Below are 25,003 nucleotides of genomic sequence, written 5' to 3'. Positions count from 1 at the left end.
GGACATCCCGGGCGGGGCGGCCTGCTGTGCCGTGCGGCGTCGCGGGTCAGACCGTGCGCATCGCCAGGACCACGTTGTGGCCGCCGAAGCCGAACGAGTTGTTCAGCGCGGCGATCCGGCCCGACGGCAGCTCGCGCGGCGCGCCGCGCACGATGTCCGCGTCCGCCACCTCGGGGTCGATCTCGTCCAGGTTCCGGGTGGCGGGGGCCGTGCGGTGGTACAGCGCCAGGACGGTGGCCACCGTCTCCACGCCGCCCGCGCCGCCCAGCAGGTGGCCGGTCATCGACTTGGTGGCGGAGATCGCCACGTGGTCGAGGTCGTCGCCCAGCACCTTGCGCATGGCCTTGATCTCCGCCACGTCGCCCTGCGGCGTCGAGGTGGCGTGCGCGTTGACGTGGACCAGTTCCTTCGGGTCGAAGTCGGTGGTCTCCTGGAGGTGCTCCAGCGCCGCCGCGATGCCCCGGCCGGTCGGCTCGGGCTGCGCGATGTGGTGGCTGTCGGCCGACAGGCCCTGGCCGATCACCTGGCAGTAGACCCGGGCACCGCGCCGCGCCGCGTGCTCGGCGGACTCCAGCACCACCACGCCGGAACCCTCGCCCATCACGAAGCCGTCGCGCGCCGTGTCGTAGGGGCGGGACGCGCCCTGCGGGTCGTCGTTGTTCTTGCTCATCGCCATCATGTTGGCGAACGCCGCGATCGGCAGCGGGTGGAGGCACGCCTCCGTACCGCCCGCGACCACCACGTCGGCGCGGCCGCTGCGGATCATCTCCACCGCGTAGCCCAGCGCCTCGGAGCCGGACGCGCAGGCGCTGACCGGGGCGTGCACCCCGGCCCGGGCGCCGATCTCCAGGCCGATGTTGGCGGCCGGGGCGTTCGGCATGAGCATGGGCACGGTGTGCGGGGAGACCCGCCGGGCGCCCTTCTCCTTCAGCACGTCGTGCTGGTCGAGCAGCGTGGTGATGCCGCCGATGCCGGAGGCCACGACCGCGCCCAGCCGGTCCGGGCTCACCTGCGACTCGTCCTCGCCGGCCTTGCCGGTGAAGCCCGCGTCCGCCCACGCCTCACGCGTCGCGATCAGCGCGAACTGCGTGGAACGGTCCAGCTTGCGGGCCAGCGGCCGGGCCAGCACCTCGGTCGGCTCGACCGAGATGCCCGCCGCGAACCGTACGGGCAGCTCGGCCGCCCACTCCTGCTCCAGGGGCCGCGCGCCGGACTTTCCGGCCAGCAGGGCTTCCCAGGTTGACGCGCTGTCGCCACCCAGCGGTGTGGTTGCGCCGATGCCGGTGACAACCACCGTTCGATTGGTCGCGTTCACGGGACTTTCCTATCCGCTCGTCAGGTTTCAGAGGTACAGGGGTACCGCGCCACCACGGGGTGGCGACATGCGTCGGTGCCGACGGTGCGGCGGTTCAGCTCTGGTGCGTGAGGATGTAGTTGGCGGCGTCGCCGACGGTCTTCAGGCCCTTGACGTCGTCGTCCGGGATCTTGACGTCGAAGCGCTCCTCGGCGGCCACGACCACCTCGACCATGGACAGCGAGTCGACGTCCAGGTCGTCGGTGAACGACTTGTCCTCAAGCACATCCTCCGCGGGGATCCCGGCGATCTCGTTCACGATCTCACCGAGACCAGCGATGATCTCTTCCTTGGTGGCAGCCATTGCCGCGCTCCTTCAGTGTGCTGCGGTGGGTACCGCATCTGGGTGATGAAACGGCCCGGCGCTCGCCGTGCCGACTCAGTTGTGCTTAGGGGAGAGTAACGACCGTCGCGGCGTACACGAGCCCCGCCCCGAAGCCGATGACGAGAGCGGTGTCCCCGCTCTTCGCCTGACCGGTCGCCAGCATCCGCTCCATGGCGAGCGGAATGGAGGCGGCCGACGTGTTTCCGGTGGTCTCCACGTCCCGGGCGATGGCGACGTGCTCGGGCAGCTTCAGGGTCTTCACCATCGAGTCGATGATGCGCATGTTGGCCTGGTGCGGGATGAACACATCCAGGTCGGCGGCGGTGATCCCGGCGGCGTCCAGCGCCTGCTGGGCCACCTTCGCCATCTCGAACACCGCCCAGCGGAAGACCGTCTGGCCCTCCTGGCGCAGCGCCGGGAACTTGACCTCGCCGTGGGAGTCCACCGGCAGGTCGGAGACGTCACCGCTGCGGAACCGGTCCCACGGCACGGTCTGCGCGATGACGTCCGCCTTGTCGCCCTCCGAGCCCCACACGGTGGGACCCATGGCGGGCTCCTCGGAGGGGCCGAGGACGACCGCGCCCGCGCCGTCGCCGAACAGGAAGGCCGTGGAGCGGTCCTCCTTGTCGGTGAGGTCGGACAGCCGCTCCACCCCGATGACCAGGACGTACCGGGCGCTGCCGGAGACGATCAGGCCCTTGCCGACCGCCAGGCCGTAGCCGAAGCCGGCGCAGGCGGCGGAGATGTCGAACGCGGCGGCGTTGCCCGTCCCCAGCTTGTGGGCGATCTCGGTGGCCACGGACGGGGTCTGCATGAAGTGCGAGACGGTGGCCACCACGACGGCGCCCACCTGGTCGGCGGTGATCCCGGCGTCCGCGATGGCCTTCCCCGCGGCGTCCAGGGACATCGAGGCGACCGTCTCGTCCTCGCCCGCCCAGTGCCGGGTCGCGATGCCCGAACGGGAGCGGATCCACTCGTCGGAGGAGTCGATGTGCTTGAGGATCTCCTCGTTCGGTACGACCCGGGCCGGGCGGTAGCCGCCGACCCCGAGGATACGCGCGTGCGGCGCGCCCGTGCCGGGACTGATGGTGGCGGTCATACTCGATGACTCCTCTTCGCCGTTATTCGCTTGATTCGCCGGCGCCGGCGCCGGCGTGGGCCGCGGCGAGCAGCTCGCGGGCCTGGGGCAGCTCCTCCGGGGACTTGATCGCCAGCTGGGCGACCCCCTTCAGATTGCGCTTGGCCAGCCCCGCCAGGGTCCCGCCCGGGCACAGCTCCACCAGCGCGGTCGCCCCCAGGCTCCGGAAGGTGTCCATGCACAGGTCCCAGCGCACCGGGCTGGAGACCTGCGACACCAGGCGGCTCACGATCTCCTTGCCGCTGCGGACGACCTCGCCGTCGGCGTTCGACACGTACCGCACCGAGGGGTCCGGGTCGGCGGCGCTGACGTCCCGGACGGCTGCCTCCATGGCGGCCACCGCGGGCGCCATGTGCCGGGTGTGGAAGGCCCCGGCCACCTTGAGTGCGATGACCCGCGCCTTCTCGGGCTTGTCGGCGGCCAGGGCCGCCAACTGCTCCAGGGTACCGGCGGCCACGATCTGGCCGCCGCCGTTGTTGTTGGCCGGGGTCAGGCCGAGCGCGCCGAGCTTCGTCGCGACCTCGTCCGGGTCACCGCCCAGTACGGCCGACATCCCGGTCTCCGTGACCGCCGCCGCCTCGGCCATCGCCAGACCGCGCCTGCGGACCAGCGTCATGGCCTCCTCGTCGCTCAGCACCCCGGCGATGGCCGCCGCGGCCAGCTCGCCGACGCTGTGGCCCGCGACGACGCCGGAGTACCGGGTGTCCTCGCCGAGCAGCGCGCGGGCGGACAGCAGGGCACCGGCGACCAGCAGCGGCTGGGCCACGGCGGTGTCGCGGATCTCGTCGGCGTCGGCCTCCGTGCCGTAACGGACCAGGTCCAGGCCGATCGCGTCGGACCACGCGGTCAGCCGGTCACCGGCGCCGGGGACGTCGAGCCAGGGGCGCAGAAAGCCGGGCGCCTGTGCGCCTTGGCCGGGAGCTACGAGTACGAACACCCTCACACTCTCTCTTGGCCAAGGGTCTCCCCGCCGGTGGGGACGGGGACGAAGAACGGCTGATCGAGTTGTGAGGACCCCACAAGGTGCGGGGGGTGGGTGGCCCGTACGGTCACACCCGCTGCTCCCCGTCGGCGAGCCGGCCGAGCATCAGCGCGATGCGCAGCGTAAAGGCCGATCGGACGTCGGACGGCGGCCACCCGGTGACGTCCGTCACACGCCGCAGACGGTAGCGGACGGTGTTGGGGTGCACAAACAGCATCCTGGCGGCACCCTCCAGGGAGCTGGCCTGCTCCAGATAGACACTCAGTGTTTCCAGCAGCGCCGCGCCCGACTGCTGGAGCGGTCTGTAGATCTCCTCCACCAGCAGGGTCCTGGCGACCGGATCACCCGCCATGGCCCGTTCGGGCAGCAGATCGTCCGCGAGGACGGGGCGCGGGGCGTCCGGCCAGGCGGCGCACGCCCGGAGTCCGGCGGCGGCGGCCTGCGCGGAGCGGGTGGCGGCCCGCAGGTCCCCGACCACGGGACCCGCCACCACCGGGCCGGAGGCGAACGGGCCGATCAGCGACTTGGCGGCGGCCAGCGGATCGTCGCTGCCTCCGGTGATCACCACCAGCCGCTTGCCGAGCACCCCGGTCAGCACCTGGAGCTTGGCGTACCGGGCGGCGCGCCGGATCGCCTCGACCGTCAGCTCGCTGTCCCCGTTGGGCGCGCTGCCGAGCAGCACCGTCACATGGTCGGGCGAGGACCAGCCGAGCGCGGCGGCCCGGGAAAGATCACCCTCATCGGCTTCCCCGGACACCACCGCGTTGACGACCAGGGATTCGAGCCGGGCGTCCCACGCGCCGCGCGCCTCGGCGGCCTGCGCGTACACCTGTGCGGTGGCGAAGGCGATCTCCCGGGCGTACACCAGCAGGGCGCCGCGCAGCGCCTCCTCCTGGCCGGGGGCGGCGATCTCGTCGACGGCGGTCTCGACCACCTCGATCGTGGTGCGGACCATCTCCACCGTCTGCCGCAGGGTGATCGCCCGGGTCAGCTCGCGCGGGGCGGTGCCGAACACATCGGTGCTGATGGCCTGCGGGGTCTCGGGGTGCCGGAACCACTCGGTGAACGCCGCGATGCCGGCCTGGGCGACCAGGCCGATCCAGGACCGGTTCTCCGGTGGCATGGCGCGGTACCAGGGGAGCTGCTGGTCCATCCGGGTGATCGCGGCGGCCGCAAGCTTCCCGGACGACTGTTCGAGGCGGCGGACGGTGGCGGCGTGCGGGTGGTTCTGATCGGCATCGGACACGGGTCCAGCCTGCCTCATCCGGCGGGTGCTCATTCCCGGCGGGGGTGTCCGGGCGGGTGGATACGGTGGGGCCATGCTTGACGAACGGGTACGGGTGCAGCGCGGGCAGGACCGGCACCGGGGCGGGGAGCCGGCGGAGGGCATCGACAGCCGGTACGCCTTCTCCTTCGGGGGCCACTACGATCCGGACAATGTCCGGTTCGGGCCGTTGGTGGCCTGTAACGAGGAGCGGCTGGCCCCGGGCAGCGGCTTCGCCGAGCACCCGCACCGGGATGTCGAACTGATCAGCTGGGTACTGGCGGGCGAGCTGACGCACCGGGACGCCGCCGGGCACACCGTCACCCTGCGCCCCGGTGACCTCCAGCACCAGTCGGCGGGGGCGGGCATCCGGCACACCGAGCGCAACGCGGGCGCCGCGCCGCTGCGGTTCCTCCAGATGTGGCTGGAACCGGCCACGGCGGGCGGCGAGCCCCGGTACACGGTGGCGCGGTCGGTGCCGGACGGCGAGCCGTACGAGGTTCCGGCGGCGGGCGCCCGGCTGCGGGTGCGCCGCCCGGCGGCCGGCGAGCGGGTCGGCCTGCCGCCCGTGCCGCGCGTCTATCTGCAGGTGACGGCGGGTGCGCTGCGGCTGGGGGAGACGGTGCTGACGGAGGGGGACGCGGCCCGGATCACGGACCCGGGACGGGACCCCCGGCCGGTGGCGGTCGCCGAGGGGGCGGGCACGGAGCTGCTGATCTGGGAGTTCGACGGCTGAGGACGGGCGGGGGTGGTCGTGCGCCCGGATCAGCCGGTTGGCCGTACACCGTCACACAGGGGTAATCCGGGGGATATCAGCGGTCCGTACGGCTCGCTTACCGTCCAGCCATGGCCAGAACTTCGGAAGCTCAGGTCCACCCCGTCGACGACGTTCCGCGCCCCACCCGCCTCCTCGCCTTCGGCCTCCAGCACGTCCTCGCCATGTACGCCGGAGCGGTCGCCGTCCCCCTCATCGTCGGCGGCGCGCTCGGCCTCGGCCCGGCCGAACTCGCGTACCTCATCACCGCCGACCTGCTGATCTGCGGCCTCGCCACCCTCATCCAGTGCGTCGGCTGGTGGCGCTTCGGCGCCCGGCTGCCGATCATGCAGGGCTGCACCTTCGCCGCCGTCACCCCGATGGTGCTCATCGGGCAGGACGGCGGACTGCCCGCCATCTACGGCTCGGTCATCGTGTGCGGGCTCGCCATCATGCTGCTCGCCCCGGTCTTCGGACGGCTGCTGCGGTTCTTCCCGCCGCTGGTCACCGGCACCGTCATCCTCATCATCGGCCTCAGCCTGCTGCCGGTCGCCGGGAACTGGGCCGCCGGGGGCGCCGGGGCCGACGACTTCGGCGACCCGCGCCACCTCGCGCTCGCCGGCGGCGTCCTGCTGGTGATCCTGCTCGTCCAGCGGTTCGGCCCCGGACTGCTCGGCCGCGTCGCCGTCCTGGCCGGCATCGCCGCCGGCACGGCCGTGTCCGTCCCGCTGGGCCTCACCGACTTCTCCGGGGTCGCGGACGCCGACTGGCTGGGCGTGAGCACCCCCTTCCACTTCGGGGCGCCCGAGTTCCAGCTCGCCGCCATCCTCTCCATGCTGGTGGTGGGCCTGGTCTGCATGACGGAGACCACCGGCGACCTGATCGCGGTCGGCGAGCTGACCGGCCGCCGCCCCGACGCCCGCCGGCTCGCCGACGGGCTGCGCGCCGACGGCTTCTCCACCGTGCTCGGCGGCGTCTTCAACACCTTCCCCTACACGGCGTACGCGCAGAACGTCGGCCTGGTCGCCCTCACCCGGGTCCGCAGCCGCTGGGTGGTCGCCGCCGCCGGGGCGCTGCTCGTCCTGCTCGGACTGCTGCCCAAACTGGGCGCCGTCGTCGCCGCCGTCCCGGCGCCCGTCCTGGGCGGGGCGGGGCTGGTGATGTTCGGATCGGTCGCGGCCAGCGGGCTGCGCACCCTCGCCACCGTCGACTTCGGCGGCGGCGCCGGGGCCCACCGGCTGACCGTCGTCGCCGTCTCGGTGGCGGTCGGCCTGCTGCCGGTCGGGGTGCCGGGCATCTACGAGCGGTTCCCGCACGGGGCGCAGACCCTCCTGGACAGCGGCATCAGCGCGGGCTGCGTCACCGCCGTCGCGCTCAACCTGCTCTTCCACCACCTGCCGCGCCGCACCTCGACGGCACCGGAGACGGCCGACGGACGGGACACACCGGACCCGGACGTACCGGCGCCGGACGTACCGGCTGCGCCGCCCGGGGACAGCGCACGGGCGCCCCGCGACGCCGCCGCACCCTAGGCGCCGCGCAGCTCCGCCAGTACCGCGTCCGTGAACGGGGGCCACGCCTGTGCCGCCCACGACCCGAACGCGCGGTCCGTCAGCGCCACACACGCCGCGCCCGCGTCCGGATCGACCCACAGGAACGTGCCCGACTGCCCGAAGTGGCCGAAGGTACGCGGCGAGGAGGCCGCCCCTGTCCAGTGCGGGCTCTTGTGGTCCCGGATCGAGAAACCGAGGCCCCAGTCGTTCGGCTTCTGGTGCCCGTAGCCCGGCAGCACCCCGTTCAGCCCGGGGAAGGCCACCGAGGTCGCCTCCGCCACCGTCTCCCGCGCCAGCAGCCGGGGCGCCTGGAGTTCGGCGGCGAACGCGAGCAGATCGCGCACCGTCGAGACGCCGTCCTTGGCGGGCGAGCCGGCCAGCTCCGTGGCCGCCATGCCCAGCGGCTCCAGCACCGCCTCGCGCAGATAGTCCGCGAACGGTATCCCCGTCGCCTTGGCGATGTGCTCGCCCAGCACCTCGAAACCGGCGTTCGAGTACAGCCGCCGGGTGCCCGGCTCCGCCATCACCCGGTGCTCGTCGAACGCGAGACCGGAGGTGTGCGCCAGCAGATGCCGCACCGTGGAGCCGGGCGGGCCGGCCGGCTCGTCCAGCTCGGTGGCGCCCTCCTCCACCGCCACCAGCGCCGCGTACGCCGCCAGCGGCTTGGTCACCGACGCCAGCGCGAACCGCTGCCCGTCCGGCCCGCGCACCCCGGCCACCCGGCCGTCCGCCCGCACCACGCCCGCCGCCGCGGCCGGCACCGGCCAGCTGTCGATGATCTCCAGACTCCGCATGCCCCCGAGCGTAACGCCCGCCGCGCGCCCGCCGTCCGGCGGTGCGGGCGCCACGGCCCGGGCCGGACACCCCTTGCCTGGAGTGCGCTCCACCTCCTTAGCGTGGTCCCATGACCCCGACTCAGCCGGCACCGCCCGCTCCGGCACCGGCCCCGGCGGCGGACGCACCCCAGGACACGGCCGCGGACGAGGACCTGTGCGCCTCCGTGGACCGGCCGCACCCCCGGCCCCACGGACGGGACCTGTACAGCATCAGCGAGGTCGCCGCCCACACCGGGCTGAGCGTCCACACCCTGCGCTGGTACGAGCGCATCGGCCTCATGCCGCACGTCGGCCGCTCCCCCACCGGCCAGCGCCGCTACACCAACCGCGACCTCGAATGGCTCGCCTTCGTCGGCAAGCTGCGGCTGACCGGAATGGCGGTGGCGGACATGGTGCGCTACGCCGATCTCGTACGGCAGGGGGACCACACCTATCCCGAACGCCGCGCCCTGCTGGTGGCCACGCGCGAGGACGTGCTCCGCCGCATCGCCGAACTGAACAGCACCCTCTCCGTCCTCGACTTCAAGATCGACCTCTACACCACCGAGGAGCACCGATCATGAGCACCACCCTCGACCGGGTGCCGCTGGGAACCGGCGGCCCGCTCGTCGGCGTCCAGGGCCTGGGCTGCATGGGCATGAGCGCCTTCTACGGCCCCACCGACGCCGACGCCGCCCGCGCCACCCTGGAGCGCGCCCTCGAACTCGGCGTCACGCTCTACGACACGGCCGACATGTACGGGGCGGGCGAGAACGAGAAGTTCCTGGCCCCGTTCGTCCGCGCCCACCGCGACGAGATCACCATCGCCACCAAGTTCGCCCTCCAGCAGGACCCCGCCGACCCGGCGCGCCGGATCATCCGCAACGACCCCGCCTATGTGCGCGAGGCCGTCGAGGGCAGCCTGCGGCGCCTGGACATCGAGGTCATCGACCTCTACTACATGCACCGCCGCGACCCGGCCGTTCCCCTGGAGGAATCCGTCGGCGCCATGGCGGAGCTGGTGGAGCAGGGCAAGGTGCGCCGGCTCGGCCTCAGCGAGGTCACCGGCGCCGAACTGCGCGCCGCGCACGCCGTGCACCCCATCGCGGCGCTCCAGTCCGAGTGGTCGCTGTTCTCCCGCGACGTGGAGCGCAGCGCCGTCCCCGCCGCGCGGGAACTGGGCGTCGCCTTCGTCCCCTACTCACCGCTGGGGCGCGGGTTCCTCTCCGGCGCCTTCGCCGACACCCGGACCGACCTGAGCGCCGACGACTTCCGCCGTCAGCAGCCCCGCTACAGCGGCGACAACCTCGCCGCCAACCGGGAACTCCTCACCCCGCTGCGGCGCGTCGCCGAGGCCCACGGCGCGACCACCGGCCAGATCGCCCTCGCCTGGGTGCAGCAGCAGGGCCCGCTGCGCGACATGACGGTCATCCCCATCCCGGGCACCCGGCACGTCTCCCGGGTCGAGGAGAACACCGCCGCCACCCGGATCGTCCTCACCGACGAGGAGCGGGCCCTCCTGGAACCCCTCGCCTCCCGGGTGGCCGGTGACCGCTACGCCGACATGAGCTTCACCTCGGCCGGGCGGGAGTGACGGGCCGGGAGTGAACGGCCGGGCGTGAAGGCGGGGACCCGTACCGGCCCCGCGCCTCACTCCCCGCGACCACCGGGACGACCGCCGGGCGCACCCGGCGCACCGTGCTGCCGCCGGTCGTGGCGCCGCGCGAGCCGCCCGAGCACCGCGTACAGCAGGCGGTACGCCAGCGACGCGGCGAGCGGCGCCAGCAGCCGCCGCACACGGCGGGACCGCAGGGCGGACCTCACGAGTGATACCGGCGTGCCCATCGGGGTTCCACCTCCATCCACTCCCGGCTCCAGGAGCGGTCGTGGCGGCGTTCGAAACGCTCCCGCGCCAGATGCCGCGCCAGCAGCAGCGCCGCCCCCACGCCGCCCGCCGCCAGCAGGCCGGACGCCGAGGACTGCACCGCCCGGGCCACCGGCCCCGGCGGCGCCTCGGTCGGGGAACCGGAGCTGTCCAGCCACACCGTCACCTGGTCGCCGGGCTCGCCGCCCCGCTCCAGCGGCACCGTCTGCGTACGTTCCGTGCCGTCCGGCTCCTGCCAGCGTACGGTCGCGGTGGTCTCGCCGTTGCTCGGCCGCACCGCCGGGTTCGGGGCGGCGGAGCGGGTGTCGTCCACCACCACCGCCGGGATGCTGTGCCGGGTCTGCTCCTGCCGGACGGCCGTCTGCCAGGAACTGGAGAATGCCAGCGTCCCCACCAGCACCGGCCCGGCCACCAGCAGCACCGACAGCACCAGCAGCACCACGGCTTCCACCACATCGCACCGCCGCCGCAGCGGGGAGCGGTGCCAGCGCCATGTCCGCTTTCTGTCCGCCATCGCAGTCGGTCCTCGGTCCTCGCATGCCGCGTGGCCCCCGTCGTGCCGTCTCCGGGTACCCGGGACCGGCCGGGTAACCCTTCCCGGGCGCCTCAGACCACGGCGAACGCGTACAGCGAGAACGCCGCCGCCAGCACCCCCGCCAGCGCCCGCCCGCCCGCCGGAACACCCGCCCACGGCTGCTCGAACCGCCTGGTCAGCGCCCCGATGCCGAGCAGCAGCACCGCGAAGAGCGGCAGCCACAGCAGCCGGGCCGCCACCCAGCCCAGCGTCGCCGGGGCGGCCGTCAGGCCCGCCACCGCCGCGCCGCCGTTCAGCGCCGCCGCCGGGACCGCGGCGGCCAGCATGGCGCTCTGGTGCCAGCACAGGATCGTCATCGCGCTCAGATTGATCACCACCACCGGCGCCCACAGCGCCGGCCGGGCCAGCAGCGCCGCCAGCCGCTCGCGCACCAGCACCGCGATGCCCGACTGCGCGGCGGCCAGCGCCAGCACCAGCAGCGACGGCGGGTGGGAGTTCGTCCGCGCCTCGCCCGGCACGCCCACCATGGAGGCCGGGTAGCCGAAGACGGTCAGCAGCACCGCGAACAGCACCGCCCCGCCGCCCAGCAGCAGCCACCCGGCCGCCCGCCGCGACAGCCGCCCCACGCCCCACACCAGCCCCAGCTGGTAGCCGAACAGCCAGCCCGGCAGCAAATTCAGCAGCCCCAGCCAGGACGGCATCGCCTCCGCGTACGGGCCGTACCGCAGCGCGTCCACCACCGCGACCGCCGTCAGCAGCGGCAGCGCCGACCACAGCCCGGCGCGTTCGGCGGCGCGCAGCGCGTACGGGGTGAGCGCGGTGATCACCGCGTACACGCCCACGAACCACAGCGGCTGCACCACCAGCACCGACGCCGTCCGCAGCGTGGCGCCCGGCACCCCGGCCAGCGACAGCAGCGGCAGCAGCGCCGCCCACACGGCGGTCACCCCGAGCACCGGACGGCCCAGCCGCAGCAGCCGGCCGCGCAGCCACGCGCCGGACCCGGTGCCGCGCTCCCGGGCCCGGCGCAGCGACAGGGCCGACGCGTAGCCGCCGACGAGGAAGAAGACGCCCAGCAGCTGGAAGAACCAGCTGGCCGGGGCCAGCGCCCCGAGCGCCGCGAGCGGGCTGGCGTTGTGCAGCGCCCCCGCGTCGTCCAGGGTGAACCCGCCGACCAGCCAGTGGCCGGCCGGGACCGACAGCAGCGCCAGCGCCCGCAGCCCGTCGATGGCGCGGTCCCGGTGCGCGGGGGTGCGGGCCTCGATGGCGGTGGCGGCGGCGCGGACCTCAGAGGACAGGGACATCGGAGCACTCCGGAGAGGTCGGGGCGCAGCTGACCAGCTGGTAGGCGCCCAAGGTGATGGCGGAGAGGTTGTGCAGCGCGTCGGATCCCGGGGCCGCGTAGCCGGCGTGGCCGGTCACGTCGTCGGAGGTGAACACCCGGGCCCCGTACGTGGGGTCGGTGGGGTCGGTGCCGTGCCCCAGGCCCAGGACCTGGACGTTGGGGACGGCGCTGATCCAGTCGGAGGGCGCGCGCGAGGCCCACACCCGCGCCTCGGTGCCCAGGGCGGCGGCCGAACCGGACCGGGTGCCGGGGCTGCCGAGGAACACCAGGTCCCCGGCGGCGAACGCCGCCCCGGCGTCCCGGGCGGCCACCCCGCACACCACCGAGCCGTAGCTGTGGCACAGCACGGTGGGCGCGGCGGCCGGGGACGTGGTGTGGGCGAGGCCGGCCAGGAACCGGTCCAGGCGCTGGGCCCCGGCGCGCGCCAGCCGGTCGGTGGCCTGGTCGGGGCCGACGCCGTCCGGGGTGGTGTAGCCGACCCAGGCGATCGTCGCGGTGGGGACGTCCGGCGCGTGGGCGGCCAGCTCGGCGAGCAGGCCGCGCGCCCAGGTGGTGGGGGTGCGGTGGCTGTCCAGGTCGTTGTCGCTGCCCGGCACGACGACGGCGACGCGCTCGGCGGACGGCAGATCGCCGAACACCTCGGCGAACGTGCCCCGGCCGCGCGGGTCGAAGGCGAGGAGCTGCCGTCCCGGCTCCGGCGCGGTGCCGTGGAACGCCTGCCAGTTACGGGCGTTGGCCGCGTACCGCAGCTCGACGGGGGCGCCGTCCAGGTTGCCGACCGTCAGCGGATGACGGGCCGCCAGCTGCGCGCGCTGCGGCTCGCTCAGCCCGGCGAAGAACGCCGCCACCTCGGCCGGTGCCGCCGTGGCCGGATCGGGCAGCGGGACGCCCAGGCTGTCGTCCGCCCGCCAGGCCGCCGCCCCGGGCGGCGGGCCCTCGACGATCGCGGTGTGCGGACCGAAGGTCCACCCCCCGGTCGCGGTGGCGGCGGCCAGTGCCAGGACGGCGGTGGCCAGCGCGCGGGTGAGTCGGCGGCGCGGCATGTATCTCTCCCTCTTCTCCGGACGGGAGGGAGAGTGCGGGGGAGGTGTGCGTCACCGCGTCACACCGGGGAGCCATTCCCGGTGTCATACCGGGGTAGGGGGTGGCGGGAGCGGGCCGTGCCGGGGTTGCCGGTGCTGGGCCGGGCGCCGGGCGTCAGTGGTCGCCGGGGGAGACCAGCCCCGACTCGTAGGCGAAGATCACCGCCTGGGCGCGGTCGCGCAGGCCCAGCTTGCCCAGGATGCGGCTGACATGGGTCTTCACCGTCTGCTCGGCCACGAAGAGGGAGGCGGCGATCTCCTGGTTGGACTGGCCCCTGGCCACCAGCACCAGCACCTCGGACTCGCGCGCCGTGAGCCCCTTCAGCCGCAGCGCCGGCTCCGAGCGGCGCGGCCCGGCCGGGCGGGCGGCGAAGTCGGCGATCAGCCGCCGGGTCACCGAGGGCGCCAGCAGCGCGTCCCCGGCGGCCACCACCCGCACCGCCGCGATCAGATCGGCCGGCGGGGCGTCCTTCAGCAGAAAGCCGCTGGCCCCGGCGCGCAGCGCCTCGTACACGTAGTCGTCGACGTCGAAGGTGGTCAGCATCAGCACCCGGGGCCGGTGCAGCACGCCCGGCGGCGGGTCGAGGAGCCGGCGGGCTGCCTCCAGACCGTCCATCACGGGCATCCGGACGTCCATCAGCACCACGTCCGGGTGCGCGCGGCGGCTCAGCTCCACCCCCTCGGCGCCGTTGACGGCCTCGCCCACCACGTCGATGTCGCTCTGCGCGGCGAGCAGCGCGGCGAACCCGGCCCGGACCATCGCCTGGTCGTCGACGATCGCCACCGTGATGGCGGCACCGGTGCTGGTCATGCGTTCTCCCCCGGGGTGGTTCCGTTCAGTGGCAGCACGGCCGCGACCCGGAAGCCGCCGTCCGCCGTCCGGCCGGTGTCCAGGGTGCCGCCGACCAGGCGGGTGCGCTCCCGCATGCCGATCAGACCGTGCCCGGTGCCGTGCGTCTCCAGGGGCCGGGCGGGTACGGACGCCGGGCCGTTGACGATCTCCACGCGCAGCGCGGCCCGGTCGGCGTCCACCGCCACCGTGACCGCCGCGTCGGCGCCCGGCGCGTGCCGGACGACGTTGGCCAGCGCTTCCTGGACGATCCGGTAGGCGCTCAGCGTCACCGCCTGCGGCAGCTCACCGTTCTCCCCGGCGCCGTCCGCACCGTCCGCACCGCCCACGCCGGGCACGCCGGAGACCGTGAGCCGGGCGGCCACCCCGGCGCGTACGGCCGACTCGACGAGCGCGTCCAGCTCACCGAGCCCCGGCTGCGGGGCCAGCTGCGGATCGCCGCCGCTGCCCTCACTGCGCAGCACGCCCAGCAGCCGCCGCATCTCGGCCAGCGACTGCCGGGCGGTACCGGCGATCGCCGCGAACTCGGCGCGGGCCGCCTCCGGCACCCCTTCGATGCGGTACGGGGCGCTGTCCGCCTGCACGGTGATCACGGACATGTGGTGCGCGACGACATCGTGCAGCTCACGGGCGATCCGGGCGCGCTCCTCCAGCAGCGTGCGGCGGGCGCGTTCGACCTCGGTGGTGTGCTGGGCCTCCGACCGCTCCCGGACGGCGCCACCCAGCAGCAGCACGACCCCGGACAGCACCACGAACAGCACATTGGAACTGGGGGAGCGCCCCGGGCTCAGCAGCCCCAGCAACACGGCGGCGACCACGGTCACCAGCCACACGGCGACCGTGGTGCGGCGCGGACGGCGCAGCGCGAGCGGCAGACACAGCAGCAGATAGCCGATGATCGCGGGGGGCGGCCAGGGCCACGCCTGGTTGCCGAGGCTGTCCGCCCAGATCAGCAGGGCGAGGGCGGTGAGGACGTTGGCGCAGAAGACGATGTACCAGGCGGCCAGCGGCCGGGCGGCGGCCAGCAGCAGTGGGGCGGCGGAGGCCGCCCCCAGCGGGCCCGCGAGGCCGCCGGGCAGACCGTAGTCGTTGAGCAGCACGACGACGCCGGTGGGCAGCAGCGCGGCGGCGGCGGCGAACCCGAGCAGATGCGGCAGCAGCCGCACCCACGCCCGGGACGAGCGCGCCAGCGGCGCCTCACCGGTCTCGGGCACGGCGAGCGCCTCGGACAACAGCGCACCCTGCCGCCGCACGGCGGCCCACAGCCGCCCGGCACCCGCCTCGGAGATCCCCACGCCGCACAGCGTACGACCTGCGGTCGGCGGGGCCACGGACGGCGGGGGCCGGGGAGCGGGCGGCGGGGCGGTGTGCCCGGAGGCGTGCGAGGTGCGGCGATACGTCGCCGGGCCGATGGCGGACGGCCGTCGGCCGTGTCCCGGTGCGGTGGCACGTGGCGCGCGGTCGGCCGGGAGCGCGCGGTCGGCGGGTGCGGTCGGCCGCTCCCAGGTGGGTGCGGAGCGGCCCGGTGCCGGGCCGATGGGGGACGGCCGGGGAGGGGGGCTCGTGCCGGGACGTTCCTTCCGGCGTGCCGGGTTGTGGGGGACGGCCCGGGGCGGTGCTCAGCTGGGGCCGTTCTTCCCCGGCGTGCCGGGTGGTGTGGGGGCAGCCCGGGGGCGGTGCTCGTGCCGGGTCGAGCGGGCCGGGCCGGGCGGTGCTCACCCGGGAGGCGTCCGCGCCGGAAGCGTCACAGTTCCGCCAGGAGTTCCTTCTTCTTCTCCGAGAACTCCTCGTCCGTCAGCAGCCCCGCCCCGTGCAGGTCGCCCAGGTGGCGGATGCGGTCGGCGATGTCGGCCGGGTCCGCGCGGTGGTGGTGGGCCTTCGTCGGGGCCGGGGCCGGATCCGTGCTGGTGACGGCCGCCAGGACCGCCGCCGCGAGCGGGAGGGATTCGTGGACCAGGCCATAACCCAGGCCGAAGCACACCGCCGTCGGATCCTGGTCGGGCTCGGCCGTCGGGCGCTCGGGTTCGCCGTCCGGGCCGGGGCGCAGCAGGCGCAGGTGGCCGCCGGCGATCTCGGGGGAGCGCCATTCGATGCCGGCCAGCTCGCTGACCTGGAAGAACTGGTCGCCGGCCTTCCACTTCGCCGACGAGGCGCCGGTGGAGAACCAGCGGAAGGACACCACGTCACCGTCGAAGGAGACCCGCGCGTCGTACGCCTTGAACTGGAGCGGCGCCGCCGGGGCCGCCACCAGGTAGCCGTCCGCCGGCTCGGCGGCGGTCGCGGGGAGGGCCGCCCGCAGTTCGTCCGCGTAGTACTCGGCCAGCGTCTCCCGCTCGGCCGGCAGCAGCAGCCGGTACGGATCGGCGGAGGACTTCAGCTGTCCGGCCGCGGCGTCCAGCAGCGGGTCGGCGCCCGGCCGGGGCACCGCGCGCAGCACCGTCGTTCCCTTGCGCTTTCCCGGGACGAGTTCCACCGAACTCAGCGCCTCGTACGGGATACGGCGCTCGCCGAGTATCTGGAAAAGCTTCGGCGTACGTATGCCCCGTTCGAAGCGGATGAGCACGGAGTCGGTGTCGAACTCCCAGGAGGAATGAATTCCCGCCAGCACATCACCCATGCGGGTTATCGTATGCGCCCGCGCTGACGCTTTCGCCTCTCGCGTCCGAGTGTGTCGAGTGGTCGCCAGCCAGGAGCGCTACGCGCATCACGTCAGGACCGCGCAGGGGTCGGACTGCGCGCAGGAGGACACCCCGGGCGCGCACCGGACATCGTCCACCGCGCCGGTCGCCACCAGCGCCAGATTGACCAGACTCTCGGCGCCCGGCTCGAAGTAGCCGCCGTGCCCGTCCGCGTCCCCGGCGCTGAGCAGCCGGGCCCCGAATCCGGGCTCCGCCGGGTCGGCGCCGTGGCCCAGCGGGCCGACCTCCAGGTGCGGGACGGCGCTGATCCAGTCGTCTTCGGCGACCATCGCCCACACCCGGGCGCCGGTGCCCAGCGCGGTGACGTCCGGGGCGCGCATCCCGGGGCTGCCCGCGACGGCGATGTCGGTGACCCGCTCCGGGAGCCGGTCGGCGGCCAGGCCGCAGACGACCGAGCCGTAGGAGTGGCACAGCAGGGTCACCGGCGCCTCGCCCGGCAGCCCGGTCAGGGTGGTCAGCAGCCGGTCGGCGCCCGCCTCGGCCCGGTCGCCGGTGAACGCGGACATGGCGATGCCGGTGGGCGCGTCGTAGTCGGCCCAGGCGATCACCGCCGTGTTGAGGTCCGGGTTCAGCTCCCGTTCCTCGCGGTAGAGGGCCTGGGCCATGCCGACCGGTGCCGTGTACTTGCCGACGGTCTTCTGGAAGCCCAGCAGATCGCTGTCCACGCCGGGCACGATCAGCGCGACGCGGTCGGCGGTCTCCAGGTCGCCGATTACCTCGGCCACCTTGCCCCGGCCGCTCGGGTCGAAGGCGAGGATCTGCCGATCCTGCGACGCCAGCGTCTCGAAGCGGTTGAGCCGGCGCTGTGCCTCGTGGGCCCCGGCGGGGGAGAACCCGCCGAGGGCGATGCGCTCGCGTTCGGCGTCGGCGGCGTCGGCGAGCGCCACCCGATTGGCTTCGTACCTCAGGGTGAGCGGGGCGCCGGCCAGATTGCCGACGACGAGGGGATAGGTGAGGGCGAGCGTGTCGGCCTCGGCGTCGGTGAGGCCGGCGAAGAAGGCGGAGATCTCGGCGGCGGGACGCTCGGGGTCGGGCAGCGGCGCGCCGTGCAGGGTGTCCCGGGACCAGGCGTCGTGTTCGCGGGTGTAGGCGCTGGGCGGCGGCGTGTCGCCCCTGGCCATCCAGCCGGCGGTGGCCAGCACGGCGAACACCACCGCCAGGGGGAGCAGTACGCGCCGGGCGGTGGCTTTCCACGAAGGGCGGTCCTGGCGGAGCGCGGCGAAAGTCAGCACTATGCGCGCATCATATGAGCCCTCAGGACGCAAATCGGACAGGCCCCGCCGTGGCGTGTGACACACCTCGACAGGGCCTGACCAGCCTTTATGTGCTTCTTACGCGTCGCCGCCCTCCGGTCCGGGGTCGGCGGCGGCCACGTCCAGCAGCTGGTAGCGGTCGATCGCGGTGCGCAGGACCGAACGGTTGAGCTTGCCGTCCCGCACCAGTTCGGTCAGCACCCCGAGCACGATCGAGGGCGCGTCGATGTGGAAGAACCGCCGGGCCGCGCCCCGCGTGTCGGCGAAGCCGAACCCGTCCGCGCCCAGCGACTGGTACGTGCCGGGCACCCAGCGCGCGATCTGGTCGGGGACGGCCCGCATCCAGTCGGAGACCGCCAGCACCGGCCCGTGGGCGTCCCGCAGCGCGCGCGTCACATACGGGACGCGCGGCTCCTCCTCCGGGTGCAGCAGGTGGTGTTCCTCGATGGCCAGCGCCTCGCGCCGCAGCTCCGTCCAGGAGGTCGCGGACCACACGTCCGCCCGGACGTCCCACTCCTCGGCGAGCATCCGCTGGGCCTCCACCGCCCACGGCACGGCCACGCCCGAGGCGAGGATCTGCGCCGCGACCGTGCCGCCGGTGCCCGCCCGGTAGCGGTACAGCCCCTTGAGGAGCCCTTCGGTGTCCAGTCCTTCCGGCTCGGCGGGGTGCTGGATCGGTTCGTTGTAGACCGTGAGGTAGTAGAAGACGTCCTCGGCGTCGGGGCCGTACATCCGGCGCAGCCCGTCCCGCACGATGTGGGCGATCTCGAAGCCGAACGCCGGGTCGTAGGCGACGCACGCCGGGTTGGTGGAGGCCAGCAGCTGGCTGTGCCCGTCCGCGTGCTGGGTCCCCTCGCCGGTCAGGGTCGTGCGCCCGGCGGTCGCTCCCAGGACGAAACCGCGCGCCAGCTGATCACCCATCTGCCAGAACTGATCACCGGTGCGCTGGAAGCCGAACATCGAGTAGAAGACGTACACCGGGATCAGCGGTTCGCCGTGCGTCGCGTACGACGAACCCGCCGCGATCAGCGACGCGGTGCACCCCGCCTCCGTGATGCCGTCGTGCAGCAGCTGCCCGGTCGGCGACTCCTTGTACGACAGCAGCAGCTCCCGGTCCACCGACTCGTACGTCTGCCCGAGCGGGTTGTAGATCTTCGCGGACGGGAACAGCGAGTCCATGCCGAAGGTGCGGTACTCGTCCGGGGCGATCGGCACGAACCGCTTCCCGATCCCCTTGTCCCGCATCAGATCCTTCAGCAGCCGCACGAACGCCATCGTCGTCGCGATCGACTGGTGCCCGCTGCCCTTGCGCAGCGCCTTGTACGCCTCCTCGCCCGGCAGCGTCAGCGGACGTGCCCGCACCACCCGGCTGGGCACGTAGCCGCCCAGCTCCCGGCGCCGGTCGTGCATGTACTGGATCTCCGGCGACTGCCGGCCCGGGTGGTAGTACGGCGGCAGGCCCTCCTCCAGGTCCCGGTCCGGGATCGGCAGCCGCAGCCGGTCCCGGAAGCCCTTCAGATCGTCCACCGTGAGCTTCTTCATCTGGTGGGTGGCGTTGCGGCCCTCGAAGTTCGGCCCCAGCGTCCAGCCCTTGACCGTCTGCGCCAGGATGACCGTCGGCTGCCCCCGGTGCTCCTTGGCCGCCCGGTACGCCGCGTAGATCTTGCGGTGGTCGTGCCCGCCGCGCCCCAGATGCAGGATCTGGTCGTCCGTCATGTGCTCGACCATGGCGCGCAGCCGCTGGTCGCCGCCGAAGAAGTGCTCGCGGATGTAGCCGCCGGTCTCGGTGGCGTACGTCTGGAACTGCCCGTCCGGGGTGGTGTTCAGCTTGTTGACCAGCGCCCCGTCCCGGTCCTGGGCCAGCAGCGGGTCCCAGGAGCGGTCCCACACCAGCTTGATGACGTTCCAGCCCGCGCCCCGGAAGACCGACTCCAGCTCCTGGATGATCTTGCCGTTGCCGCGGACCGGACCGTCCAGCCGCTGGAGGTTGCAGTTGATGACGAAGGTGAGGTTGTCCAGGCTCTCCCGGGCCGCGATCGTCAGCTGGCCCAGCGACTCGGGCTCGTCCATCTCGCCGTCGCCCAGGAACGCCCACACGTGCGAGCGGGAGGTGTCGGCGATGCCGCGGGCCTGGAGGTAGCGGTTCATCCGGGCCTGGTAGATCGCGCTGATCGGGCCCAGGCCCATGGAGACGGTCGGGAACTCCCAGAAGTCCGGCATCATCCGCGGATGCGGGTAGCTGGAGAGGCCGTAGGGCGCCTTGGAGCGCTCCTGCCGGAAGCCGTCCAGGTGCCGCTCACCCAGCCGGTCGAGCAGGAACGCGCGGGCGTAGATGCCGGGGGAGGCGTGGCCCTGGAAGAAGATCTGGTCGCCGCCGTCGCCGCCGTCCTTGCCCCGGAAGAAGTGGTTGAAGCCCACGTCGTAGAGGGAGGCGGAGGAGGCGAAGGTGGCGATGTGCCCGCCCACCCCGATGCCGGGGCGCTGGGCGCGGGAGACGGTGACGGCCGCGTTCCACCGGGTGGCGTTGAGGATCTTGCGTTCGATCTCCTCGTCACCCGGGAAGTACGGCTCGTCCCTGGTCGCGATCGTGTTCACGTAGTCGGTGCTGCGCATCTCCGGCACGGCGACCCGCTTCTCGCGGGCGCGTTCGATCAGCCGGAGCATGAGATAACGAGCCCGGTCCCGGCCGCGCTCGTCGACGGCCGCGTCGAGCGAGTCGAGCCATTCCCGGGTCTCCTCGGGGTCGAAATCCGGGACCTGGCTGGGCAGGCCGCCAATGATGATCGGGTTGCGATCGGATCCGGAAGCCACGCTGTTCCTTCACGTCCTTCGCTGGGAGGTGGGCGGTGTGGGGAGCTGTGGGGTCTTGTGCGGGGATTCGGCACCGCCCCCATCGTGTACCGGGCGGCGGCGGGAAATCATCTCTACCGGGCGGTATTCCTCACTCCGGTGGACAACACCGGCATACCGCCATCCGGCCGCTCCTGAGGGCCTGACACCGGGGTGCCGCTCACCGTGCGGCCGACGTCTGAAACTATGACGCAGATCACGCAACCATGGCCGACAGGGGCCACGGGCGTCAACGACGGGCCGGGTTCACAGGCCGGGTACTTGCGCGATTCGCCCGGCCCGTGTGGACTACGGCCCAAGCCGCGCGTCATTGCGCGGACCCGACCCGTACTGACTGAGACAGGACAGGAGCAATCCGTGAGCGCGACCGCGGACCACGCGGAGACCAACCTTGCCGTGAGGCTGGGTTTCCAGCCCGACATGGTGGTCCAGGAGATCGGCTACGACGAGGACGCCGAGGAGGAACTCCGCGAGGTCATCGAGGCCACCACGGGCCAGGAACTCGTCGACGAGGACTACGACGACGTGGCCGACGCCGTGCTGCTGTGGTTCCGCGAGGACGACGGTGATCTGACCGACGCCCTGGTGGACGCCCTGTCACTCCTCGACGAGGGCGGGCAGATCGTCCTGCTGACCCCCAAGCCCGGCCGCGACGGCTACGTCGAGCCGAGCGAGATCGGGGAAGCGGCGAAGACCGCCGGACTCTCCCAGACGAAGAACGTCAACGCGGGCAAGGACTGGACGGGCAGCCGGCTGGTCAGCCCCAAGGCGGCGGGCCGGAAGTAGCCCGAGGGCCTGTCGTCAAAGTCCCGCCTTCCCCGCGACGTCTGGCACGGCACCTCGCTGCGTTGTCGAATCGCCCGAATAACCCGCTATGAGGGCGACCCTCCGCCTTGAGCGAAGCGATGGGGGTCCCTCCCAGCGTTAGCTGGGGGAGCACCGCACCAGACGCCGCGGGGCCCGCCCTTCGGGCGGACGGCGCTACTTTGCCGACAGGCCCTGGCGCGGTCCCCGGCGCCGTCCCGGTGGCCGGGGGCCGCAACGTAGGCTGGGCGCGACAGATGCAAACCGACACCGGAACGGATGTCCGCCCATGGCGATTGAGCCCGGTACCAAGGCGCCCGACTTCACCCTGAAGAACCAGCACGGCCAGTCGGTCACCCTTTCGTCCTTCCGCGGCGAGAAGAACGTCGTGCTGCTGTTCTACCCCTTCGCGTTCACCGGTGTGTGCACCGGCGAGCTGTGCGCCCTGCGCGACGAACTGCCCACGTTCGTCAACGACGACGTCCAGCTGCTGGCCGTCTCCAACGACTCCCCGTTCTCGCTGCGCGTGTTCGCCGAGCAGGAGGGCCTGGAGTACCCGCTGCTCTCCGACTTCTGGCCGCACGGCGAGACCTCCCGCGCCTACGGCGTCTTCGACGAGGAGAAGGGCTGCGCGGTGCGCGGCACCTTCATCATCGACAAGGAGGGCGTGGTCCGCTGGACCGTCGTCAACGGCCTGCCGGACGCCCGGGACATCGAGAGTTACGTCACCGCCCTGAAGGCGCTGTAACCCGGATCACCGCTCAACGCGTCGTAATGACATATTGGGGGCGGTTCGTGCGTCCCCGCACGCACCGCACCCGCATCACAACGGACTGGAGGACACCGTGGGAGTCAGCCTCACCAAGGGCGGCAACGTCTCGCTCACCAAGGAGGCCCCGAACCTGACGGCGGTGACCGTGGGCCTGGGCTGGCAGGCGCGCACCACCACCGGTGCCGACTTCGACCTGGACGCCTCTGCCCTGCTGACCAACTCGCTGGGCAAGGTCATCAGCGACCAGCACTTCATCTTCTTCAACAACCTCAAGAGCCCCGACGGTTCCGTCGAGCACATGGGCGACGAGCTGGTCGGCGGCAGCGCGGACCAGGGCGGCGACGAGGAGGAGATCAAGGTCGACCTGGCCAACATCGCCCCCGACGTCGACAAGATCGTCTTCCCGGTGTCGATCTACGACGCCGACTCCCGCCAGCAGAACTTCGGCCAGGTCTTCGGCGCGTACATCCGCATCGTCAACCAGGCGGACGGCCGCGAACTGGCCCGCTACGACCTGACCGAGGACGCCTCCACGGAAACCGCGATGGTCTTCGGGGAGCTGTACCGGCACGGCGGCGAATGGAAGTTCCGCGCCATCGGCCAGGGCTACGCTTCGGGGCTGCGGGGCATCGCACTCGACTACGGCGTCAACGTCTGACCCGTGACACGACGCCGTGACGCCCGGCGTGGGAGACAGGACTTCTCGTGATACTGAAAACCTTCGGCTGGTCCTTCGGGGTCACCGCCATCGGCTTGGCGGCAGCGTTCTACTTCTGGGGGTGGGAGGGCTTCGCCGTCGTCGCGATCCTCTCCGTCCTGGAAATCTCCCTCTCCTTCGACAACGCGGTGGTCAACGCCGGTGTGCTGAAGAAGATGAACGCCTTCTGGCAGCGCATCTTCCTCACCATCGGCATCCTCATCGCGGTGTTCGGTATGCGGCTGGTCTTCCCGGTCGCCATCGTCAGCGTCACGGCGGGTGTCGGTCCCATCGACGCGGTCCGGCTCGCGCTCGACGAGCCCGACCAGTACCAGCAGATGGTCACGGACGCTCATCCGTCCATCGCCGCCTTCGGTGGCATGTTCCTGCTGATGATCTTCCTGAACTTCATCTTCCAGGAACGGGACGTCCACTGGCTCGGCCCGCTGGAGCGTCCGCTGGCCAAACTCGGCCGGATCGACGCCTTCTCGGTCGGCGTCGCGCTGGCCGCGCTGCTGCTGACCGCGAGCACCGTCGCCACCCACGCGTACCAGCACGGCGGCACCTACAGCGACGAGTCCAGCACCGTCATGCTGTCCGGCATCGCCGGTCTGCTCACCTACCTGGTGGTCGGCGGGCTCTCCGGGTTCTTCGAGAACAAGCTGGAGGAGGACGAGGAGCGCGAGGAGGCCAGGGCGGCCGAGGAGGCCAAGGCGGCCGGGCAGCAGCCCACCGTCGTCGGCCTGGCAGGCCGGGCCGCGTTCTTCCTCTTCATCTACCTCGAAGTCCTCGACGCCTCCTTCTCCTTCGACGGAGTCATCGGCGCCTTCGCCATCACCAACCACATCTTCTGGATGGCGCTCGGCCTGGGCATAGGAGCCATGTACGTGCGGTCGCTCACCATCTACCTGGTGCGCGAGGGCACGCTGGACGAGTACCGCTACCTGGAGCACGGCGCCCACTACGCGATCGGCGCGCTGGCCACCATGCTGCTGGTCAGCATCCGCTGGCACCTGCCCGAGTGGGTCACCGGCGGCGTCGGGGTCGCGCTGATCGGCCTGTCCTTCTGGTCCTCGGTGCGGGCCAACCGCGCGGAGGCGGCGGCACGGCGCGAGGACGATTCCCCGGATAAAACCGCCATACCCTCCGGGGTGTGAGCGGCACGGGATTGCGGAAACCTAACAGGCGGGGCGCCGCTGGGCCACGTACCCAGGGCGCCCCGCCACGTGTTGGATGCGAGGGTTGGTGGAGTAGGTCATGGCGTCCCTGTGGAGTTACCTCAAGCGCGGCCGCGAGCCCTCCCAGAAGTTCGACACGGTGGGCGGCGCGACCAGCTACGCGTACGAACTCACCAAGCGGTACCCCAACTTCTCCCTCACCCGGCGCGGCGCCGACACCGGCACCCTGCGCGTCGACCTCTCCTGGCGGATGCGCACCGACATGAGCGGGTCCAGCCACCGCAGGATGAACGCCTGGCGGCACCCGCTGGAACTGTTCAAGCCGGCCGAGATCCAGGGCCACACCCAGGGGGTCGCCAACCTCGACTTCGACCTGGGCTGTCTGTACGAACTCAAGGACGGCACCAAGGGCGTGGTGCAGCCCCTCGGCGGGCTGACCGGCGAATTCGGCGAGCCGCCCTACATCAAGCTCAGCGGCGACGACCGGTTCGGCACCGCCTCAGGCGAGCAGATGTACATCAACCTGGACAACAAGGAGGAGATCAAGCGGCTGCTGATCTTCGTCTACATCTACGACGGAGTGGCCGCCTTCTCCCGGGCCGACGTGGTCGTCACCCTCATCACCAGCGACGGCAAACACGTCGAGATCGGCCTCACCGACCCGCCGGACCAGGCCCACTCCTGCGCGGTGGTGCTCATCGAACACGACGAGAAAGGCCACCTGGTGGCGCGCCGCCAGGTGAAGTACACCTACGGCTTCCAGTCCGAGATCGACCACCTCTTCGGCTGGGGCATGTCCTGGGCCCGGGGCCGCAAGGCCGGCCGCGCCTGACGGCGGGACACGCGGCCCCGGGGATCTGAGTACCCG

At 72.7% G+C, this 25,003-nt stretch carries 24 protein-coding genes; 9 read left to right on the top strand and 15 right to left on the bottom strand.

Going from position 1 to position 25,003, the window contains the following annotated elements:
- Positions 1-46: 46 nt before the first annotated feature.
- From ACFV5N_RS01860 to ACFV5N_RS01840, 5 genes are all read right to left on the bottom strand, one after another.
- Positions 47-1,315 carry a beta-ketoacyl-[acyl-carrier-protein] synthase family protein gene (locus tag ACFV5N_RS01860; RefSeq protein ID WP_385592650.1) on the bottom strand — a complete coding sequence of 423 codons (1,269 nt, stop codon included), beginning with the start codon at positions 1,313-1,315 and terminating at the stop codon, positions 47-49.
- Positions 1,316-1,409: 94 nt separating this feature from the next.
- A complete protein-coding gene (locus ACFV5N_RS01855) occupies positions 1,410-1,658 on the bottom strand; it encodes an acyl carrier protein (protein ID WP_375062225.1) in 249 nt (82 codons plus the stop codon).
- Between the two features lie 85 nt (positions 1,659-1,743).
- Entirely contained in the window at positions 1,744-2,778 is a 1,035-nt protein-coding gene (locus tag ACFV5N_RS01850; protein ID WP_385592647.1) for a ketoacyl-ACP synthase III, read from the bottom strand.
- A gap of 22 nt (positions 2,779-2,800) precedes the next feature.
- A complete protein-coding gene (locus ACFV5N_RS01845) occupies positions 2,801-3,754 on the bottom strand; it encodes an ACP S-malonyltransferase (RefSeq protein WP_385592645.1) in 954 nt (317 codons plus the stop codon).
- A 112-nt stretch (positions 3,755-3,866) separates the two neighbouring features.
- Positions 3,867-5,063, bottom strand: coding sequence for a PucR family transcriptional regulator (locus ACFV5N_RS01840; RefSeq protein WP_385592642.1), 1,197 nt, complete (start codon positions 5,061-5,063; stop codon positions 3,867-3,869).
- Positions 5,064-5,118: 55 nt separating this feature from the next.
- Between ACFV5N_RS01840 and ACFV5N_RS01835 the strand changes: the two genes are divergently transcribed.
- Positions 5,119-5,799 (top strand): pirin family protein, encoded by a 681-nt coding sequence (locus ACFV5N_RS01835; protein WP_385592639.1) that lies wholly within the window; start codon positions 5,119-5,121, stop codon positions 5,797-5,799.
- A 110-nt stretch (positions 5,800-5,909) separates the two neighbouring features.
- Positions 5,910-7,349 carry a nucleobase:cation symporter-2 family protein gene (locus ACFV5N_RS01830; RefSeq protein WP_385592636.1) on the top strand — a complete coding sequence of 480 codons (1,440 nt, stop codon included), beginning with the start codon at positions 5,910-5,912 and terminating at the stop codon, positions 7,347-7,349.
- Here the strand turns inward: ACFV5N_RS01830 and ACFV5N_RS01825 are convergent.
- The gene (locus ACFV5N_RS01825) at positions 7,346-8,164 is read right to left on the bottom strand and encodes a serine hydrolase domain-containing protein (RefSeq protein WP_385592633.1); all 819 of its coding nucleotides are present in this window, start codon (positions 8,162-8,164) and stop codon (positions 7,346-7,348) included. The genes ACFV5N_RS01830 and ACFV5N_RS01825 overlap by 4 nt on opposite strands.
- A gap of 110 nt (positions 8,165-8,274) precedes the next feature.
- Here ACFV5N_RS01825 and ACFV5N_RS01820 point away from each other — a divergent pair, with 110 nt between their 5' ends.
- Together ACFV5N_RS01820 and ACFV5N_RS01815 are read left to right on the top strand one after the other, a co-directional pair.
- Entirely contained in the window at positions 8,275-8,769 is a 495-nt protein-coding gene (locus tag ACFV5N_RS01820; RefSeq protein WP_385592630.1) for a MerR family transcriptional regulator, read from the top strand.
- Complete coding sequence (locus ACFV5N_RS01815; RefSeq protein WP_385592627.1) at positions 8,766-9,779, top strand: aldo/keto reductase; 1,014 nt, start codon at positions 8,766-8,768, stop codon at positions 9,777-9,779. The genes ACFV5N_RS01820 and ACFV5N_RS01815 overlap by 4 nt, the downstream gene beginning before the upstream one ends.
- Positions 9,780-9,835: 56 nt before the next feature.
- On the opposite strand, the gene ACFV5N_RS01810 is transcribed toward ACFV5N_RS01815, so the two are convergent.
- The 9 genes from ACFV5N_RS01810 to aceE form a co-directional block, all read right to left on the bottom strand.
- Positions 9,836-10,009, bottom strand: coding sequence for a hypothetical protein (locus tag ACFV5N_RS01810; RefSeq protein ID WP_385592625.1), 174 nt, complete (start codon positions 10,007-10,009; stop codon positions 9,836-9,838).
- Positions 10,006-10,584 carry a hypothetical protein gene (locus tag ACFV5N_RS01805; protein WP_385592623.1) on the bottom strand — a complete coding sequence of 193 codons (579 nt, stop codon included), beginning with the start codon at positions 10,582-10,584 and terminating at the stop codon, positions 10,006-10,008. Before ACFV5N_RS01805 ends, ACFV5N_RS01810 begins: the two co-directional genes overlap by 4 nt.
- Before the next feature lie 92 nt (positions 10,585-10,676).
- Positions 10,677-11,909, bottom strand: a complete 1,233-nt coding sequence (locus tag ACFV5N_RS01800; protein WP_385592620.1) for an acyltransferase family protein — start codon at positions 11,907-11,909, stop codon at positions 10,677-10,679.
- Positions 11,893-12,993: an alpha/beta hydrolase gene (locus ACFV5N_RS01795; protein ID WP_385592617.1), complete on the bottom strand. Its 1,101-nt coding sequence runs from the start codon at positions 12,991-12,993 to the stop codon at positions 11,893-11,895. The genes ACFV5N_RS01800 and ACFV5N_RS01795 overlap by 17 nt, the downstream gene beginning before the upstream one ends.
- A gap of 154 nt (positions 12,994-13,147) precedes the next feature.
- Positions 13,148-13,843, bottom strand: coding sequence for a response regulator (locus ACFV5N_RS01790; protein ID WP_385592614.1), 696 nt, complete (start codon positions 13,841-13,843; stop codon positions 13,148-13,150).
- Complete coding sequence (locus ACFV5N_RS01785) at positions 13,840-15,177, bottom strand: sensor histidine kinase (protein WP_385592612.1); 1,338 nt, start codon at positions 15,175-15,177, stop codon at positions 13,840-13,842. Before ACFV5N_RS01785 ends, ACFV5N_RS01790 begins: the two co-directional genes overlap by 4 nt.
- Positions 15,178-15,626: 449 nt before the next feature.
- Positions 15,627-16,499: a DUF4429 domain-containing protein gene (locus tag ACFV5N_RS01780; RefSeq protein ID WP_385592610.1), complete on the bottom strand. Its 873-nt coding sequence runs from the start codon at positions 16,497-16,499 to the stop codon at positions 15,627-15,629.
- 87 nt (positions 16,500-16,586) lie between these two features.
- Positions 16,587-17,813, bottom strand: coding sequence for an alpha/beta hydrolase (locus ACFV5N_RS01775; RefSeq protein WP_385592608.1), 1,227 nt, complete (start codon positions 17,811-17,813; stop codon positions 16,587-16,589).
- Positions 17,814-17,912: 99 nt separating this feature from the next.
- On the bottom strand, positions 17,913-20,645 hold the full coding sequence (gene aceE, locus ACFV5N_RS01770; RefSeq protein WP_385592606.1) for a pyruvate dehydrogenase (acetyl-transferring), homodimeric type: 2,733 nt from the start codon (positions 20,643-20,645) through the stop codon (positions 17,913-17,915).
- A 396-nt stretch (positions 20,646-21,041) separates the two neighbouring features.
- On the opposite strand from aceE, the gene ACFV5N_RS01765 reads away from it, so the two are divergent.
- From ACFV5N_RS01765 to ACFV5N_RS01745, 5 genes are all read left to right on the top strand, one after another.
- Complete coding sequence (locus ACFV5N_RS01765; protein ID WP_019433096.1) at positions 21,042-21,470, top strand: DUF3052 domain-containing protein; 429 nt, start codon at positions 21,042-21,044, stop codon at positions 21,468-21,470.
- A 307-nt stretch (positions 21,471-21,777) separates the two neighbouring features.
- On the top strand, positions 21,778-22,236 hold the full coding sequence (locus tag ACFV5N_RS01760) for a peroxiredoxin (RefSeq protein ID WP_385592604.1): 459 nt from the start codon (positions 21,778-21,780) through the stop codon (positions 22,234-22,236).
- 97 nt (positions 22,237-22,333) lie between these two features.
- The gene (locus tag ACFV5N_RS01755) at positions 22,334-22,918 is read left to right on the top strand and encodes a TerD family protein (protein WP_385592602.1); all 585 of its coding nucleotides are present in this window, start codon (positions 22,334-22,336) and stop codon (positions 22,916-22,918) included.
- A gap of 47 nt (positions 22,919-22,965) precedes the next feature.
- Positions 22,966-24,114: a DUF475 domain-containing protein gene (locus ACFV5N_RS01750; protein ID WP_385592600.1), complete on the top strand. Its 1,149-nt coding sequence runs from the start codon at positions 22,966-22,968 to the stop codon at positions 24,112-24,114.
- Between the two features lie 100 nt (positions 24,115-24,214).
- The gene (locus ACFV5N_RS01745) at positions 24,215-24,967 is read left to right on the top strand and encodes a Tellurium resistance (protein ID WP_385592598.1); all 753 of its coding nucleotides are present in this window, start codon (positions 24,215-24,217) and stop codon (positions 24,965-24,967) included.
- Positions 24,968-25,003: the final 36 nt, after the last annotated feature.

The organism is Streptomyces sp. NPDC059853, assembly GCF_042731495.1.
Classification (GTDB): domain Bacteria; phylum Actinomycetota; class Actinomycetes; order Streptomycetales; family Streptomycetaceae; genus Streptomyces.
This window is presented reverse-complemented; position numbering and strand designations above follow the sequence as displayed.